We start from the raw sequence: 16,599 nt of genomic DNA, 5'->3' as shown, positions 1-16,599 counted from the left end.
GCTCAGGGTCACGGGAAACGGCGGCCAGTATCCTCGCCCTGCTCGTAAAGACCAATAGCCCTATTAATAATAAGGGTTGCCCAAAGGCGCTGCGGCGCGGGCAATCGCTTCAGGAACTGTTTGTATGAATCTCACACTGAAACACTGGAGCCGCCGGCTGGCATGGGCTCTGCCGATGTTTGCGCTGCTGGCAGGCTGCGACGCGGGCAAAGACGCCGGCAAAGATGAAATAATTAAACCCCACGCCGTGGCCACCTACGTGAATGCCCCTTGGGAGGCCTTGCCGAACGTGTCCGACGCGGACTTGCTGGCCGGTTTTGAATCCTGGCGCAGCGCCTGCCAGCGCCTCAAAGCAGACCCGGTATGGGGCGCGACCTGTGCCGCAGCAGCCAGCGTGCCCGGCAATGCCGTGGCGGTGCGCAGTTTTCTCAAGGAGCGCCTGGATGTGTTCGGCCTGCGTTCGGCTGACAACACCCCCAACGGCCTGATCACCGGCTACTACGAACCGGTCTACCCCGGCAGCCTGACCAAGACCGCCGCCGCTCACATACCCGTGTATGGCGTGCCGGATGACCTGATCATCGTCAATCTGGAAAGCATCTACCCGGAACTCAAGGGCAAGCGCCTGCGCGGCCGCCTCGAAGGCCGCGTGCTCAAGCCCTATGACGATGCCAGCGCCATCAACGGCCAGGGCTCCACCGCCAAGCCGATTGCCTGGCTGACCAATCCAATGGACCTGCAATTCCTGCAGATCCAGGGCTCGGGGCGCATTCAACTCAAGGACGGACGCCAACTGCGCGTCGGTTACGGCGACCAGAACGGCTACCCCTATCGCCCTATCGGCCGTTGGCTGGTGGAGCAAGGCGAGCTGAAAAAAGAAGACGTGACCATGGGTGCCATCAGCGCTTGGGCCAAGGCGCACCCGGAGCGCATCCCGGAACTGCTGGCCAGCAACCCCAGCTACGTATTCTTCAGCGCTCGCCCCGACAGTAATGAAGGCCCGCGCGGTTCGCTGAATGTGCCGTTGACCGCTGGCTACAGCGTAGCAGTGGATCGCAAGGTGATTCCGTTGGGCAGCCTGTTGTGGCTGTCGACTACCAAGCCCGACGGCTCAACATTGGCACGCCCGGTCGCCGCGCAGGACACCGGCGGTGCAATCACCGGAGAAGTGCGCGCGGATTTGTTCTGGGGCACGGGTGATGCTGCCGGAGAGCTGGCGGGAAATATGAAGCAGCAAGGACAGATCTGGATGCTGTGGCCCAAGGGCGCGGCGTTGCCGCAGGTGCCGGATGCACCCACAGGAACCTGACACTCGCCGAAAACACACCGTAGGAGCGAGCTTGCTCGCGAAAAACGTCAACGATAACGCAGCGCTTTCTGGCAGCCCGCGTCATCTGTTCGTTCTTCGCGAGCAAGCTCGTTCCTACAGAAACCGGTTCAGATCGAGACGAAGAAGAAGCTCGCAATCAACGCCATGCCCACCGCCCACACCAGCGAGCGCAGTATCGCCCAGTCGGCGAGGTAGCAAATGATGTACAGCAGGCGGCTGGTGATAAACAGCACAGCCAGCACGTTGATGGTCACCAGTTCGGCCGTGCCGGCCAGGTGGGCGATAATCACCGCGGCGGCAAACGCGGGTGTCACTTCAAAGCTGTTGAGCTGCGCACTGTGGGCGCGCTTGGCAAACCCTTCAAGGGTATCCAGGAAAGCACGCGGGTCGTGGTTCTGCCGCGGCCCGAACTTGCCGCCACTGAACTTGGCCACGCCCGTGCACAGGTAAGGCAGGAAAATCGCGATCAATACACACCAGAAAGCAGCCGTCATCACTCAGTCCTTTTGTCGTTTTATGCAGCGATTAGAGTTCTAGCACTAAAAACCCGATATCGCACCTAACCGCTATGAGCCGCGCGATACCGAAAGGTTCTACCGCACTTTCACCCAAGACCTTGCAACCTCACGCCGCTACTGCGGTCCATCCCCCATTAACAACCCACCCCCCACCTTCCAAGGACCCCGGATGCTTGAACTTGTCGCCGCCTTTATTTGCCTCACAACCTTGCTCACCTATGTGAACTTCCGCTTTATCGGCCTGCCGCCCACCATCGGCGTGATGGTCACGGCCCTGCTGTTTTCCCTGATCCTGCAAGGCCTGAGCGTGCTCGGCTATCCAGGCCTGGAGGAACGCATCCAGCAACTGATCGGCCAGATCGACTTCGGCGACCTGCTGATGAACTGGATGTTGTCGTTCCTGCTGTTCGCCGGCGCCTTGCACGTCAACTTGAACGACCTGCGCAGCTACCGCTGGCCCATCGGCCTGCTGGCCACCTTCGGCGTATTGATCGCCACTGTGGTGATCGGCAGCCTGGCGTATTACATCTTCGCCCTGTTTGGCTGGCACGTGAGCTTCCTTTACTGCCTGTTGTTCGGCGCACTGATCTCGCCCACCGACCCCATTGCGGTGCTGGGCGTGCTGCGAACCGCCAATGCGTCGAAACCGCTGAAGACCACGATTGTGGGTGAAAGCCTGTTCAACGACGGCACGGCGGTGGTGGTGTTTACCGTATTGCTGGGTATCGCGCAGCTGGGCGAGACGCCCACCGTGGGCGCCACGGCCATGCTGTTCGCCCATGAGGCAGTGGGTGGCGTGGTCTTCGGCGGGCTGATCGGCTACCTGGTGTACCTGATGATCAAGAGCATCGAACAGCACCAGATCGAAGTGATGCTGACCCTCGCCCTGGTCATCGGCGGCTCGGCGATGGCCACCGAACTGCACGTTTCCGCACCGATCGCGATGGTGGTGGCCGGGCTGATCATCGGCAACCTGGGACGCAAGCTGGCGATGAACGACATGACCCGGCGCTACCTGGACGGCTTCTGGGAATTGCTCGATGACATGCTCAACGCGCTGCTGTTTGCGCTGATCGGCATGGAGCTGCTGCTGTTGCCGTTCAACTGGCTGCACGTGTTCGCAGCCAGTTTGCTGGCGGTGGCGATCCTGCTGTCGCGCCTGCTGACCGTGGCCCCGGCGATCCTATTGCTGCGGCGCTGGCGCACGGTGCCACGCGGCACCATCCGTATCCTGACCTGGGGCGGCCTGCGCGGCGGGGTCTCGGTGGCACTGGCGCTGGCCCTGCCACTGGGCCCGGAGCGCGATCTGCTGCTGAGCATCACCTACATCGTGGTGCTGTCGTCGATCCTGGTGCAGGGATTGACCATTGGCCGAGTCGTAAAGCGCATCGCCGAACCTCAGTGAAGGGGTGGGGATTTACGTCGTTACACCACACGCTTGCCTGCGGGCGCGCTGCAATTGCGCAGGTATTCAAGCAAGTGACGCATCGCCAGTGGGCGGCGCGGCGTCGAGCTATGCATGACGACCAGATCCCGCGCATAGCGCGGCGCGTCGTCGACCGGCAAGACACACAGGCCATTGCGAGACATCCCTGCCCACTGCGGTACCAGTGATACCCCCATGCCTTGGGCAACCAACATGACGATGGTTTCCAAGGCATCCAGCTCACACAACACTTGCGGATCAAAGGACTGCTCGTCGAGGAAACGCTGGGCAATCTGCCCACCCCACGAACGAGCGTCGTAGCGAATGAATGATCGCTCGCGCAGCAATGCTTCTAACGTTTGCGTGCCCCACTCAGCGGGGGCAATCAGGATCAGAGGTTCGGCCCGCAACAAGGTCGTCGCCAACGCCTTGGGTGGCTGAAAGGGTGGCCTGACAAGAATCGCCGCGTCCAGCTCCTGGGCCAGCAATCTCTCATAGAGGCTTCTGGAATCTCCCGGTGTGATCTTCAGCCTCAGCCCAGGTGCCGACAGCGCCAGTCGCTCGATCGCCCCCGGCAAGACGCCGGTCAATGCCGTCGAAATGGCACCGATCTTGATCTCCCCCGATAAGCCATCCTGGCTCAGGTCCTCCTGCAACTCACGCGCCTGCTCAATGACTGCTTGAATTTTTGGTAACAACAATAGGCACTGGTCCGAGGGCCACGCGGCATGCGCAGTGCGCATAAGCAGCGTGCACCCCAGCGTCCGCTCAAGCGCTTTGACTCGCTGGCTGATCGCCGCTGCGCTACGGTTTTCGCGGCGCGCGGCCGCCGCAATGGAGCCGGCTTCAATGACGGCGACCAGACTTCTCAGGAATCGAACATCCATAAGTTTTCCTTTCGCTCAGACCAAGGCGAACCCGTTTTACCTGGACACACGGCCTGTTTAATTTGAGGGCTCCCCCACACGGAGATCCCCCATGAACAGACCTTTCCACGCTGCATATCATGTTTATGACCTAAACCAGGCGCGCATTTTTTATCGAGATGTTTTGGGCTGCACGGAAGGCCGCAGCAGCGAGACCTGGATCGACTTCGATTTTTTCGGGAACCAACTTTCACTGCACCTGGGTACGCCGTTTCCCACCACGCGTACCGGGCTGGTGGGTGAGCATCATGTCCTGATGCCGCATCTCGGTGTGGTGTTACCGCTTGATGAGTGGTTAACGCTTGCCGAACGTCTTACCCACCTGGGTACATGTTTCGAGATTCCGCCAGTGATCCGATTCGCTGGCGAGCCAGGCGAGCAACGCACGATGTTTTTTCTTGACCCCAGCGGCAACCCCATCGAGGTGAAAGGGTTCAAGGACTTCGCCGGGCTGTTCGCTCAATAAATCCCTGACATCTACAACAATAAGGGCAACCCCCATGACCACCAAAAAACCAACCAGCCTTGTGACTCGCATCATGATCGGCCTGGCTGCCGGGATAATCGTCGGCATCCTTCTCAACCAGTTTCCCGACCACAAGCTGTGGTTCATTGACAATTTGCTGCAACCGGCAGGTGACTTGTTTATCAAGCTGATGAAGATGATCGTCGTGCCTCTGGTCTTCGCTTGCATGACAGTCGGCATTGCCGGCATGGGAAATCCTGCCGCCCTGGGACGCGTCGGCGTGAAGACCTTCGTTTACTTCTTCACGATCACCAGTGTTGCAATCGTCTTTGGCCTGATCGTTGGAAACGTCGTCGAGCCCGGCTCGGGTGCCGAATTTGGCAGTACGTTGCAGACGCCAGTCACAGAGCTGGCCGCCAACGGCAAAACGCAGAATCTGGGGCAAACGCTATTGGCGATCGTGCCGGATAACATCGTCTTGGCCATGTCACAAGGCAAGCTGCTCTCCGTGCTGTTTTTCGCCATCCTGTTCGGCTGCGCCTTGTCTATGCTGCCCGAGCAGCGCAAGGCCCCCTTGATCAGTGTGATGCAGGCCATCTCCGACACCATGTTCAAAGTCACCCATCTGGTCATGCATTACTCGCCAATCGGCATTTTCGGGCTGATCGCAGTCACCATCGCCAGCTTTGGCCTCAGTGCCTTGCTGCCGCTGGCCAAACTGATCGGCACGACTTATGTCGCAGTGCTGTTATTTGCATTGTGCGTATTGGGCGCAGTTGCACGCCTGGCGGGTGTCGGCTTCTTCCACTTGGTGCGGGAGATACGCAGTGAATTGTTGCTGGCCTATAGCAGCGCCGCGTCAGCGACAGTGATGCCTCAACTGATCGAGAAAATGGAGCGCTATGGAGCACCACGCCCTATTACCAGCATGGTTATCCCGCTGGGCTATTCGTTCAACCTGGATGGCGCATCGCTTTTTGCTGCGTTGGGTACGTTGTTCATCGCCCAGGCGTATGGCATCGACCTGAGCCTGGCGGATCAGGGGATGCTGGTATTGATCATGGTGTTGACGTCAAAGGGCGCGGCGGGCGTGCCGGGTTTCATGTTTATCATCCTTACCGCGACCTTGACTGCGGCGGGCCTTCCCGTGGAAGGGGTGGCGATTATCGCTGGCGTCTATCGCCTGATGGACATGCCGGTCACGGCGCTGAATGTGCTGGGCAACGCGCTGGCGCCATTGGTGATTGCCCGGTGGGAGGGTCAACTGAGGGCGCCTGATCGCACAGTTGTCGCCGAGCCTGCCAGCGCATCGCTCAACGCCTGAAGACTTTAACCCAAGTGTCCCGCAAAGGGTCCGCATCAGTCTTTGCGGGACGAGATCACGTCCTTTCCTTGCCCTGACGTGCCCCGGAGTGGTCAGGGGAAATCAGCTTGCTCTCGCTGCGAATCTGCGCATGGCTGATCAACGCAAAGATAAAGCTGCCACCGATGATATTGCCGGCCAGGGTTGGGCCGGCAAACACCAGCCAGAAATCCTTCCAGGGCAACTCACCGGCAAACACCAGGTATGAGACTTCCGCTGACCCCACCACGATATGGGTGAAATCCCCCAGGGCCATCAGGTAGGTGATCAGAATGATGATCCACATCTTGGCGCTTTCCATCGAAGGGATCATCCACACCATGGTGGCGATCATCCAGCCGGAGACGATGCCCTTGGCGAACATCTGGCCGGCGTCGTTTTCCATGATCTTGCGCCCGATTTCCAGGAAAGCCATGTCGGTCTTGGTGTCGAAGATCGGCAGGTGCAGCATCACATACGCCACCAACAGCGTGCCGCACAGGTTGCCCACCAGTACCACGCTCCAGAGCCTGATCAGCCGCCCGGCATTGGCCAATGTAGGTTTGCTCATCACCGGCAATACGGCGGTCAGGGTGTTTTCGGTGAACAGTTGCTGGCGCGCCAGGATCACCGCCAGGAAGCCTGCGCAGTAGCCGAAGCTGGCGATCACCTTGAACGCTTCGCCGTCCGGCAGGCGTGAATTGAGCAGCCCCATGGCCATCAGCGACAGGCCCATGGTCAAGCCTGCGGCCAGGGCCGACCACCACAAGGCGGCGACACTGCGCTCCAACTCCTGGTCGCCCTGGGTACGGATGATTTCGTGGAGCACCGCAGCACGGGGTGGCTGGTTCTTGTCCACGTCCTGTTGCTCTTCCTGCGACAGGTTGGGGGTCTTGCCGTCTTCGTTGGTGGCCATGATGTTCCAGAGTCCGAGGGGGTGCCTGTAGCTACGACAGGCTGGCGCGGTAGCTGTTCAGTGGCCAGACAACTAAACCTGCATGCGCCAAGCCTTGGCCATCTCCACAGTGGTGGAACTGGAAGGCGTGCCCCAGGGTTTGTTGCGCGCTTGGTAATTTTCGCTGAGGTCATCAAGCACACGGTTGAACGCGAGTGGCGTAGTGGCCTTGGCCAAGTCTCGGGTTGCGCGCTGTAACAGTTCAACATTCGACGCCGGCTGGCCTGGTCGGAACAACGAGGGGTAGATGACCTCCCGCGTAAACCTCTCGGCACGTACCGCAATATCGCGCCGTTTCATTTCGGCAACGGCGCAGGTCATGACTTTGGAAGAGGCGTCGCCCTGCTTGGCAGCCATTTGCAGCAAGGCCTGGAAATTTTGTTGGCCAGTATCATTCAAGCGCCGTCCCAACCATTCGGTTTTCTCGGGACTGCGGGCGAGTGCATCCAGATTACGAACTGCCGACGACAACTTCGGTGTGAACAGCAAGCCATCATGGGAGTTATCGACCTCAGTAATCGCACGGTCCAGGGCGTGCAACACCTGCTTCGCTTCTTCTCGAAACATCAGCGCGCTGGCTGCGGCCGTGTCTTTCTGCAACGCCGGCTGCACACTGGCCAGTGTTTTATCATCCATCGCCAGCACCGCTTCATCCAGCGTACCGAACGAGTGAGACTCACGCGTCGCGGCACGACGCTGCAGATGCCCCTCCACCGCCTCACGCGCCTTTTCCTGCAGGTGCTGCTTGTACTCATCCTTCATGGTGAAGTTGACCGTACCGTTGAGCAGGCCGCGAAAATCGCCTTTTTCGGTATTCAGTGGCAACGCCAGCGTCTGCTCGGCAAATGCTTCGAGCCTTTTATCCTGGTAAGCCTCGGCGGCCGAGTGGGGTGTTCCCGTGATGCAGTCGGCCAGGCTGCTGATAAAACCGCCACTTTGGGCCGGCGCCCCGACGGCGTCTGACTCGAACTTGATGATCAGCGACTCAGACTTGCTCAGGGGGCTCTCGGGAAACAATCGGTCCACCACGCCTGGCGCTGGTGTATTGAGCAACAGGCCACCGTCCTGAAAGGCAGTGGTTTCAGATGCCATCTGGAAGGCATGTCCTTGTTCCACAGGGCTTTTGAACAGGACGGGCAACGAACCCGAAATACGCGCGGCGCGGGCGATATCCATGCCCGGAGTCAAACTGCTGTTGAACACTACCAACTGTGGGCGCCCACCAAACATGCCAGTACCCGTGATATTGAGTTGCTTGACCGCTGGAATAGTGCGGCTTAACACCTCAAGGTCGGCAAACGTGGGCGCGCCACCGGCACTGAGCTTGTCAGCAATGCGCATGACTTCGGCGGGCCGGGTTTCTCTGGGAGAGTCGGCAATATGACCAAGAAGCGCCTTGCGCGACTCGTCGCGGATCATGTTCTCCAGCGGAACGGCAGCGGTTTTCAGACGCGGCAGCAGGGTCACCAGCAACTGGGAAATGTTGCCGACCAGGCCCGGCAAGCGCCCCACATGCTTGCCAAGCGTTGAACTGGCTTCCTGCAACCAGGCCGTCACAGGGTCTTCGCTGTTCAGCAGACTGGGCAGATTGATGGTGTCCGACAGCCGATCGAATGCTGCCGCCCCCATGCCACTGGCAATCAAGGCTGCGGAAATCGCGCCGGCAGAGGAACCGGAGATCTCTCGAATGCCTTCCAATTGCCGTGCGTCTTCCAGTGCCTGCACACCTCCCGAGAAGGCGACGCCCTTGGCGCCACCACCACTGAGCACCAAATGCGTGATGGGCGGCGGCGATAACACCACCTCCACCCGCCCTTGAGGATCGCGAAGGAGGGTCAGATTGCGCTCGCCGCCACTGTCCACCAACAACGTCTTCGCCGTGTGATCGGCGCTGGCGCTGTCATTTCCATGCAAAGGCGTCTGAACAGGGGTGACCGGATTGAGCACTTTCATGAGCCGACTCTCTCTGCAGGGGTGTAATCCTGAGTGATGAGAGAGCCTGGGAAAGATCCAGCCGGAACAACCCGGCAACAGAAATCAAACGGGTGACATGTAGTTACTCGCGGATGCCATCGTCCTGGAACTGGTCCTTGACGTACTTGATCTCGGTGCGTCCATGAGGGGCGGGCAAACCGTCCTCGCCCAGGTTGACGAAGACCATTTTTTCCACGGTGAGGATGCTTTTGCGGGTGATCTTGTTGCGCACTTCACAGGTGAGGGTGATGGAGGTGCGGCCAAACTCGGTGGCAGTGATCCCGAGTTCAATGATGTCGCCCTGGCGCGAGGCGCTGACAAAGTTGATTTCGGAGATGTACTTGGTCACCACGCGCTGGTTGCCCAGTTGGACGATGGCGTAGATGGCCGCTTCTTCGTCGATCCAGCGCAGCAGGCTGCCACCGAACAGGGTGCCGTTGGGGTTGAGGTCTTCAGGTTTTACCCATTTGCGGGTGTGGAAGTTCATGGTCACTCCAAAGCGTCTTGCCGAATGATGGGCAACATCATGGCAGAGCCTGCCCCCAAGCTCTATGCGCCATTGCCTATCAACCCCATGTGCGATCTTCATATGGCCGACAGAAAGGCTTGGGAAGTGCCGCGTACACGGCTATAATCGCCCCGCTTCAAAACGGTCATCTTCAGTTGATACCGTTTCTCCCGCCACCTGTCCGAGGGGCGCTGCAGCAGGTTCAACCTGTCAGGCTCGGATGGGGCGTTGTCCGGCCTGGTTGCCCTGGCCTGATACTAAACGCACAACGGCGCCCATTCGCACACTACGAATGGAGGCTCTTCATGAGCGCTGTAATTACGCCTGCAGATTTCAACGACTACAAAGTCGCCGACATGTCCCTCGCCGCCTGGGGCCGTCGCGAAACCTTTATCGCCGAATCCGAAATGCCAGCCCTGATGGGCCTGCGTCGCAAGTATGCCGCCGAGCAACCGCTCAAGGGCGCGAAGATCCTCGGCTGCATCCACATGACCATCCAGACCGCCGTGCTGATCGAAACCCTGGTTGCCCTGGGTGCCGAAGTGCGTTGGTCGTCCTGCAACATCTTCTCGACGCAAGACCAGGCCGCTGCCGCCATCGCCGCCGCCGGTATCCCGGTATTCGCCTGGAAAGGCGAGACCGAAGAAGAGTACGAGTGGTGCCTGGAGCAAACCATCCTTAAAGATGGCGCGCCTTGGGATGCCAACATGATCCTCGACGACGGCGGCGACCTGACCGAGCTGCTGCACAAGAAGTACCCGCAGATCCTCGACCGCGTCCACGGCGTGACCGAAGAAACCACCACCGGCGTACACCGCCTGCTGGACATGCTGGCCAAGGGCGAGCTGAAAATCCCGGCCATCAACGTCAACGACTCGGTGACCAAGAGCAAGAACGACAACAAGTACGGCTGCCGTCACAGCCTGAACGATGCCATCAAGCGCGGCACCGACCACCTGCTGTCGGGCAAGCAAGCCCTGGTGATCGGCTACGGTGACGTGGGCAAGGGTTCGTCCCAGTCCCTGCGCCAGGAAGGCATGATCGTTAAAGTCTCCGAAGTCGACCCGATCTGCGCCATGCAAGCCTGCATGGACGGTTTCGAAGTGGTTTCGCCGTTCATCGATGGCGTCAATGACGGCACCGAAGCCAGCATCGACAAGGCCCTGCTGGGCAAGATCGACCTGATCGTGACCACCACCGGTAACGTCAACGTCTGCGATGCCAACATGCTCAAGGCCCTGAAGAAGCGCGCCGTGGTGTGCAACATCGGTCACTTCGACAACGAGATCGACACCGCTTTCATGCGCAAGAACTGGGCGTGGGAAGAAGTAAAGCCGCAGGTACACAAGGTTCACCGTACCGGCGCTGGCGCTTTCGACCCACAGAACGACGACTACCTGATCCTGCTGGCCGAAGGCCGCCTGGTTAACCTGGGCAACGCCACCGGCCACCCAAGCCGCATCATGGACGGCTCGTTCGCCAACCAGGTACTGGCCCAGATCTTCCTGTTCGGCCAGAAATACGCCGACCTGTCGCCAGCCCAGAAAGCCGAGCGCCTGACCGTGGAAGTACTGCCGAAGAAACTCGACGAAGAAGTGGCCTTGGAAATGGTCCGCGGCTTCGGCGGCGTGGTGACTCAGCTGACCAAGACCCAGGCCGACTACATCGGCGTGACCGTCGAAGGTCCGTTCAAGCCGCACGCTTATCGCTACTAAGTAATCAGCCCAACCTGCTCTACCTGTAGGAGCGAGCTTGCTCGCGAAAAACTCAAGGACACCGCGTACATCCTGTTTCTACGCGTTATCGTTGACGTTCTTCGCGAGCAAGCTCGCTCCTACAGTGCAGATGGGTTGCACAGTCGGCTTCTGAGTTTCAAAGGGTATGACCATGTCCCAAGACCGTCGCTACAGCTTCGAGTTCTTCCCCACGAAGACCGATGCTGGGCATGAAAAACTAATGGCAACTGCCAAGCAGTTGGCCACTTACCACCCCGACTTCTTCTCCTGCACCTACGGCGCCGGCGGCTCGACCCGCGATCGTACGATCAACACCGTCTTGCAGCTTGAAAGCGAAGTCAACATTCCCGCCGCTCCGCATTTGTCCTGCGTAGGCGACAGCAAGGCCGACCTGCGCGGCCTGCTCACTCAATACAAGGCCGCCGGCATCAAGCGCATCGTTGCCCTGCGTGGCGACTTGCCGTCCGGCATGGGCATGGCCAGCGGTGAGCTGCGCTACGCCAATGACCTGGTGAGCTTCATTCGTGAAGAAAGCGGCGATCACTTCCATATCGAAGTGGCCGCTTACCCGGAGATGCACCCCCAAGCGCGTAATTTCGAAGACGATCTGCAGAATTTCGTACGCAAGGCCAACGCCGGCGCCGACAGCGCGATCACTCAGTACTTCTTCAACGCCGACAGCTACTTCTACTTCGTCGAGCGTGTACGCGCCATGGGCGTGAACATCCCGATCGTGCCGGGCATCATGCCAATCACCAACTACAGCAAGCTGGCGCGCTTCTCCGACGCCTGCGGTGCTGAGATCCCACGTTGGGTGCGCAAGCAACTGGAAGCCTATGGCGACGACGTCAAGAGCATCCAGGCGTTCGGCGAACAGGTGATCAGCAATATGTGTGAAGAATTGTTGCAAGGTGGCGCACCAGGCCTGCACTTCTATACCCTGAACCAGGCTGAACCCAGCCTCGCGATCTGGAACAACCTTAAACTGCCACGTTAGGCCGGTTTAATCGCTGTACCCGGCCCTCGTTATTACGGGGGTTTTTTTCGTCTATATATCCCCGGAAAGGAAGCCTGCAGTACATGAATACAGCGTCCCCGACTCCCCGCCCGCAGCTGGTGTACCTGGTATTCGGCGTCGAGACCTATCATCAGGAAGCCGTATTCAGCATCGCCAGCGCCCTGGCCCACCTGGGCGGTCCCCAGGACATGCCATTGGACATCCAGGTGTTCAGCGACAATCCGGCCCCCTATCGCGGCTTGCCGGTACAGGTTCACACCCTGGACGACGCCACGCGCAGACGCTGGAGCGAGCCCCACGGCTACCATTTCCGCACCAAGCACGTGCTGTTGCGCCAGGTGCTGGAAACAGCGGAACGGGCGCTGTTGATCGATACCGACACCTTTTTCCACGACTCGCCCATGGCGTTGTTCGAGCGCGTCGCGCCCGGTACCGTGCTGTGCAATGCCTTCCACGCCAAATACGGCGACAACCGCGAAAGCGTGCTGTATGAAGCCCTGGCCAGGCACCTTGAAGACAAAGGCCTGGCCGACGACGACATGTGGCTGCTCAACTCCGGCGTCATGGGCCTGACCCGGCAAGACGCGCACATCCTTGATCGCTCCATAGAGTTGATGGACGAGCTGTTCCCGATGGCCCACGGTGCCTACACCCTGGAAGAGTTCTGCCTGTCGGTGGCCGCGTACCGTACGCTCAACGTGCGCCAGTGCCCCGACCTGATCCATCACTACTGGAGCCGCAAGCAGTTGTTCCGGGCCAAGGTCAAGGCGTGGGTCACCAAGCACGCCGCGAACCCCATCTGCGCCCAGGCCCTGGCCGACACCCGCAATGTGTCTGCCCACCTGCCCCGCCCGCCGCGATTGCAACGCTTGATGTACAAGCTGATCACCCTGGCCTTGCCCAAACGCAAGCAGCAGTTCATCCGCGAAATTCTCTACGGCTGCTACGAGCACGAAAATGAATTCGACCAGGCCTGTGGCCCGGTTTGGTGGGACAAGGCTTTGCAGAATCAGGAAGAGCGGCAAAAAAGCCCGGTCGATGCGCACCAGCTCGAACATTGGTTCGCCAACCCAGTGGTGCGCCTGATTCTGGGCGAGCGACGTGCAGCCATCTATGAGCACCTGATGACCTCACCCACAAAATAGCGTCGCCCGCAGATGCGTGTGCCAGCGCTTCTCTTTAGCGCACGGGCGTCGTAACCTCGGGGCATGCCCGTCACTCTGAAGCTGTTGACCGTTGCGCTTTTTACTTGCTTGAGCCTCGCCGCTTATGGCGAGAAATTGCGCATTGTCACCGAGCCCTGGGCGCCTTATGTGTACGAAGAGCACGGCGCCATGCACGGGCTGGACTACGAAACCACGGTGATCGTGTTCCAGCGCCTGGGGGTCGAGGTGCAATGGCAGTTCCTGCCCTGGAAGCGCTGCCTGGCCATGCTCGATCAGGGCCATGCCGATGGCGCACTGGATATTTTCCACAGCCACGAACGCGACGCCCTGCTGCTGTACCCCAGCGAACCGTTGTCGGAAGTGGAATTCGTGATGTTCTACGCCAGCGAACGCCCTCACCCGGTCCAAGGCCTCGACGAGCTGGACGGCCTCACTGTCGGCACGTCGCCAGGCTATCTGTATGGCGCGCCATTCAGCGACTCCACCCGGTTCAGCCGCGAGCCGGCCCCCAGCCACGAGGCCAACTTCGGTAAATTGCTGCTGGGACGCATCGACCTGCTGATCACCGACCGCCGGGTCGGCCAGCATGTGATCAAGGCCCTGGGCCTGGAAGGCAAGGTCAGCCAGGCGCCCATCGTGGTCAGCCGCCAGCAGCAATACCTCGCGGTACGCCGTGGCGCGGGGATGGACCTGCTGGTGCAACGCTTTGCCGCCGAGCTCAAGCGCTTCAAACAGGAACCGGCCTACGCCGCTTTAAGCGCCAAATATGGTGGAATCCACGCCATAACCGCGTCCGGACACACCGTTGAGCAGCAGGAAAGCGGCGCACAGTGATTGCTCTGTTATACTCCAGCCTTTCCGCCAGGCTTACGCCCGGCCGCTGAGGTCCTGAAAAAGGCACCCAACCCCGCTACTGCGCAGCTTTCAGCCCGCGCGAGCCGGTGGAGTGCCCGCCAGACGCAGCAGGACCGGACGGGATTGCGCTCCCCTAAGCGCCATTCACGCCCGGCAAGATTATCCCTCTGGGCCAAGCCCTAACTAAAACAGGATTACTCATGTCCTTTGCTTCCCTCGGTCTCTCCGAGGCTTTAGTCCGCGCCATCGAGGCAGCGGGCTATACCGAGCCTACTCCGGTGCAACAGCGGGCTATTCCCGCCGTGTTGCAAGGTCGCGACCTGATGGTTGCGGCTCAGACAGGTACGGGTAAAACCGGCGGCTTCGCCCTCCCGATTCTGGAGCGGTTGTTCCCCAACGGTCATCCGGACAAATCCCAGCGTCACGGCCCGCGCCAACCGCGCGTACTGGTCCTGACCCCTACCCGCGAACTCGCCGCGCAGGTGCACGACAGCTTCAAGCTGTATGCCCGCGACCTGAAGTTCGTCAGCGCCTGCATCTTCGGCGGCGTCGGCATGAACCCGCAGGTTCAGGCCATGTCCCGTGGTGTTGACGTGCTGGTGGCGTGCCCCGGTCGTTTGCTCGACCTGTGCGGCCAAGGCAGCGTCGATTTGTCCCACGTGGAAATCCTCGTGCTGGACGAAGCCGACCGCATGCTCGACATGGGCTTTGTCCATGACGTGAAGAAGGTCCTAGCCCGCCTGCCGGCCAAACGTCAGAACCTGCTGTTCTCGGCAACGTTCTCCAACGACATCACCGCCCTGGCCGGCAAGCTGCTGCACAACCCGGAGCGCATCGAAGTCACGCCGCCGAACACCACGGTCGAGCGTATCGAGCAACGCGTGTTCCGCCTGGCCGCCAGCCACAAGCGTGCGCTGCTGGCGCACCTGATCACCGCCGGCGCCTGGGAACAGGTACTGGTGTTTACCCGCACCAAGCACGGCGCCAATCGCCTGGCCGAGTACCTGGACAAGCACGGCCTCACCGCCGTCGCCATCCACGGCAACAAGAGCCAGAACGCCCGCACCAAGGCCCTGGCCGACTTCAAGGCCGGTGAAGTGCGCATCCTGGTGGCCACCGATATCGCCGCCCGTGGCCTGGACATCGACCAGTTGCCACACGTGGTCAACTTCGAGCTGCCAAACGTCGACGAAGACTATGTGCACCGTATCGGCCGTACCGGCCGTGCCGGGCGTTCGGGTGAAGCCATTTCCCTGGTTGCCCCGGACGAAGAGAAACTGCTGAAAAGCATCGAACGCATGACCAAGCAGAAAATCGCCGATGGCGACCTGATGGGCTTCGATGCCAGCGCCGTTGAGGCCGAGAAGCCTGAAGTGCGCGAGCGTCCGGACGTGCGCAACCCACGTAACCCACGCGGTCCGAAGGGCGATGGCCCGAACGGCGGCGGTGGTGGCGGTGGTCGTCGCGACAAGGGCAAGGACAAAGGCGGCAAGGACAAGGCGCCAACCAACGGCCGTGGCGAACGCCCGGCCCGTGAGCAGAAGCCCCGTGAAGGCACCCCGGCCCGCGAACAGCGCCAGCCGAGCCAGCCCCCACGTGCCGCAGCCGACCGCGCCCCGGACGAATTCCTCGACGACGACGTGGACAACTTCGGTAACCGCGTGGACTACGTGCCCCAGGCCAAACCGGCCCAGGGCCGCGGCCGTCGTCCAGGTGCTCCGGCACAGGGCGCTGCCGCCGGCGCTCCACGTGGCGGCCAGCCTCAGGGCGGTCGTCAGAACGGCCCGCGCAACAGCAGCGGCGGCACGACCGGCACTCCACCGGCCAAGCGCAGCGGCCCGCGTAACGGTGCACCGCGTGACGGCCAGGCGCGTCGCGAAGACTCGCGCAGCAACAACCGTCGCCCGGCCCGTGACGACCAGCCGCGTTTGTCCGAGCCAGCCGTGCAGAACCCGCGCGGTGGCCCGGCGCCGAAGATCATCCACAAGGAGTCGAAAGCCGACCGCTTCCCGACACCCGAGCAGTTGGATCAACTGCCAGGCCGTCCGCGTGGTGAAAAACCGGCATTGCTGACCCGCAACCGCTGAGTTTCAAAGCGCCACGAAAAATGCCCCGCATCGAAAGATGCGGGGCATTTTTTATCTCCTCCCGACACGTTCCCTGGGATAAGCGAGCTGGTTGTGGTGAACGAGCTTGCTGTGGTGAGCGAGCTTGCTCGCGCTGGGTTGCGCAGCAGCCCCAACACCTGTCACCGTGTTCCGCCAGAAGAATCATGGTGTTTCTGATTAGGGCCGCTTCGCGCCCCAGCGCGAGCAAGCTCGCTCACTACAGGAAATACAGGCCAAAAAAAACCGGATCCTGAGATCCGGTTTTTTGTGT

The 16,599-nt window shown here is 60.6% G+C and carries 14 protein-coding genes and 1 riboswitch; of the genes, 9 read left to right on the top strand and 5 right to left on the bottom strand.

Translation table 11 applies throughout. The features are described from left to right. Positions 1-124: 124 nt before the first annotated feature. On the top strand, positions 125-1,309 hold the full coding sequence (mltA, locus tag AC07OP_RS17205) for a murein transglycosylase A (RefSeq protein WP_115485608.1): 1,185 nt from the start codon (positions 125-127) through the stop codon (positions 1,307-1,309). A gap of 128 nt (positions 1,310-1,437) precedes the next feature. On the opposite strand, the gene AC07OP_RS17200 is transcribed toward mltA, so the two are convergent. Next, positions 1,438-1,824 carry an MAPEG family protein gene (locus AC07OP_RS17200; RefSeq protein WP_065938151.1) on the bottom strand — a complete coding sequence of 129 codons (387 nt, stop codon included), beginning with the start codon at positions 1,822-1,824 and terminating at the stop codon, positions 1,438-1,440. A 193-nt stretch (positions 1,825-2,017) separates the two neighbouring features. Here AC07OP_RS17200 and AC07OP_RS17195 point away from each other — a divergent pair, with 193 nt between their 5' ends. Next, on the top strand, positions 2,018-3,253 hold the full coding sequence (locus AC07OP_RS17195; protein ID WP_115485607.1) for a cation:proton antiporter: 1,236 nt from the start codon (positions 2,018-2,020) through the stop codon (positions 3,251-3,253). A gap of 20 nt (positions 3,254-3,273) precedes the next feature. Here AC07OP_RS17195 and AC07OP_RS17190 read toward each other — a convergent pair whose 3' ends face one another. Next, positions 3,274-4,161: a LysR family transcriptional regulator gene (locus AC07OP_RS17190; protein WP_115485606.1), complete on the bottom strand. Its 888-nt coding sequence runs from the start codon at positions 4,159-4,161 to the stop codon at positions 3,274-3,276. Between the two features lie 91 nt (positions 4,162-4,252). Between AC07OP_RS17190 and AC07OP_RS17185 the strand changes: the two genes are divergently transcribed. Both AC07OP_RS17185 and AC07OP_RS17180 read left to right on the top strand, forming a co-directional pair. After that, on the top strand, positions 4,253-4,666 hold the full coding sequence (locus AC07OP_RS17185) for a VOC family protein (protein ID WP_115485605.1): 414 nt from the start codon (positions 4,253-4,255) through the stop codon (positions 4,664-4,666). A 34-nt stretch (positions 4,667-4,700) separates the two neighbouring features. Then, entirely contained in the window at positions 4,701-5,990 is a 1,290-nt protein-coding gene (locus tag AC07OP_RS17180; RefSeq protein WP_227451204.1) for a cation:dicarboxylate symporter family transporter, read from the top strand. Positions 5,991-6,045: 55 nt separating this feature from the next. Here AC07OP_RS17180 and AC07OP_RS17175 read toward each other — a convergent pair whose 3' ends face one another. From AC07OP_RS17175 to AC07OP_RS17165, 3 genes are all read right to left on the bottom strand, one after another. Continuing rightward, the gene (locus AC07OP_RS17175) at positions 6,046-6,924 is read right to left on the bottom strand and encodes a formate/nitrite transporter family protein (protein WP_115485604.1); all 879 of its coding nucleotides are present in this window, start codon (positions 6,922-6,924) and stop codon (positions 6,046-6,048) included. A gap of 72 nt (positions 6,925-6,996) precedes the next feature. Then, positions 6,997-8,916, bottom strand: a complete 1,920-nt coding sequence (locus tag AC07OP_RS17170) for a patatin-like phospholipase family protein (protein WP_495102047.1) — start codon at positions 8,914-8,916, stop codon at positions 6,997-6,999. Between the two features lie 103 nt (positions 8,917-9,019). Next, a complete protein-coding gene (locus AC07OP_RS17165; protein WP_065938148.1) occupies positions 9,020-9,424 on the bottom strand; it encodes an acyl-CoA thioesterase in 405 nt (134 codons plus the stop codon). A 198-nt stretch (positions 9,425-9,622) separates the two neighbouring features. Further along, positions 9,623-9,729: riboswitch (S-adenosyl-L-homocysteine riboswitch) on the top strand. Between the two features lie 21 nt (positions 9,730-9,750). Between AC07OP_RS17165 and ahcY the strand changes: the two genes are divergently transcribed. From ahcY to rhlE2, 5 genes are all read left to right on the top strand, one after another. Beyond that, on the top strand, positions 9,751-11,160 hold the full coding sequence (ahcY, locus tag AC07OP_RS17160) for an adenosylhomocysteinase (protein ID WP_053128057.1): 1,410 nt from the start codon (positions 9,751-9,753) through the stop codon (positions 11,158-11,160). Positions 11,161-11,332: 172 nt separating this feature from the next. Further along, on the top strand, positions 11,333-12,178 hold the full coding sequence (gene metF / locus AC07OP_RS17155) for a methylenetetrahydrofolate reductase [NAD(P)H] (protein WP_065938146.1): 846 nt from the start codon (positions 11,333-11,335) through the stop codon (positions 12,176-12,178). A gap of 83 nt (positions 12,179-12,261) precedes the next feature. Beyond that, the gene (locus tag AC07OP_RS17150) at positions 12,262-13,344 is read left to right on the top strand and encodes a hypothetical protein (RefSeq protein ID WP_495102024.1); all 1,083 of its coding nucleotides are present in this window, start codon (positions 12,262-12,264) and stop codon (positions 13,342-13,344) included. A gap of 63 nt (positions 13,345-13,407) precedes the next feature. Then, a complete protein-coding gene (locus AC07OP_RS17145) occupies positions 13,408-14,199 on the top strand; it encodes a substrate-binding periplasmic protein (protein WP_495102025.1) in 792 nt (263 codons plus the stop codon). 221 nt (positions 14,200-14,420) lie between these two features. Then, positions 14,421-16,307, top strand: coding sequence for an RNA helicase RhlE2 (gene rhlE2 / locus AC07OP_RS17140; RefSeq protein ID WP_495102026.1), 1,887 nt, complete (start codon positions 14,421-14,423; stop codon positions 16,305-16,307). Positions 16,308-16,599: the final 292 nt, after the last annotated feature.

Source organism: Pseudomonas sp. GW821-FHT09D08 (assembly GCF_059416305.1).
This window is presented reverse-complemented; position numbering and strand designations above follow the sequence as displayed.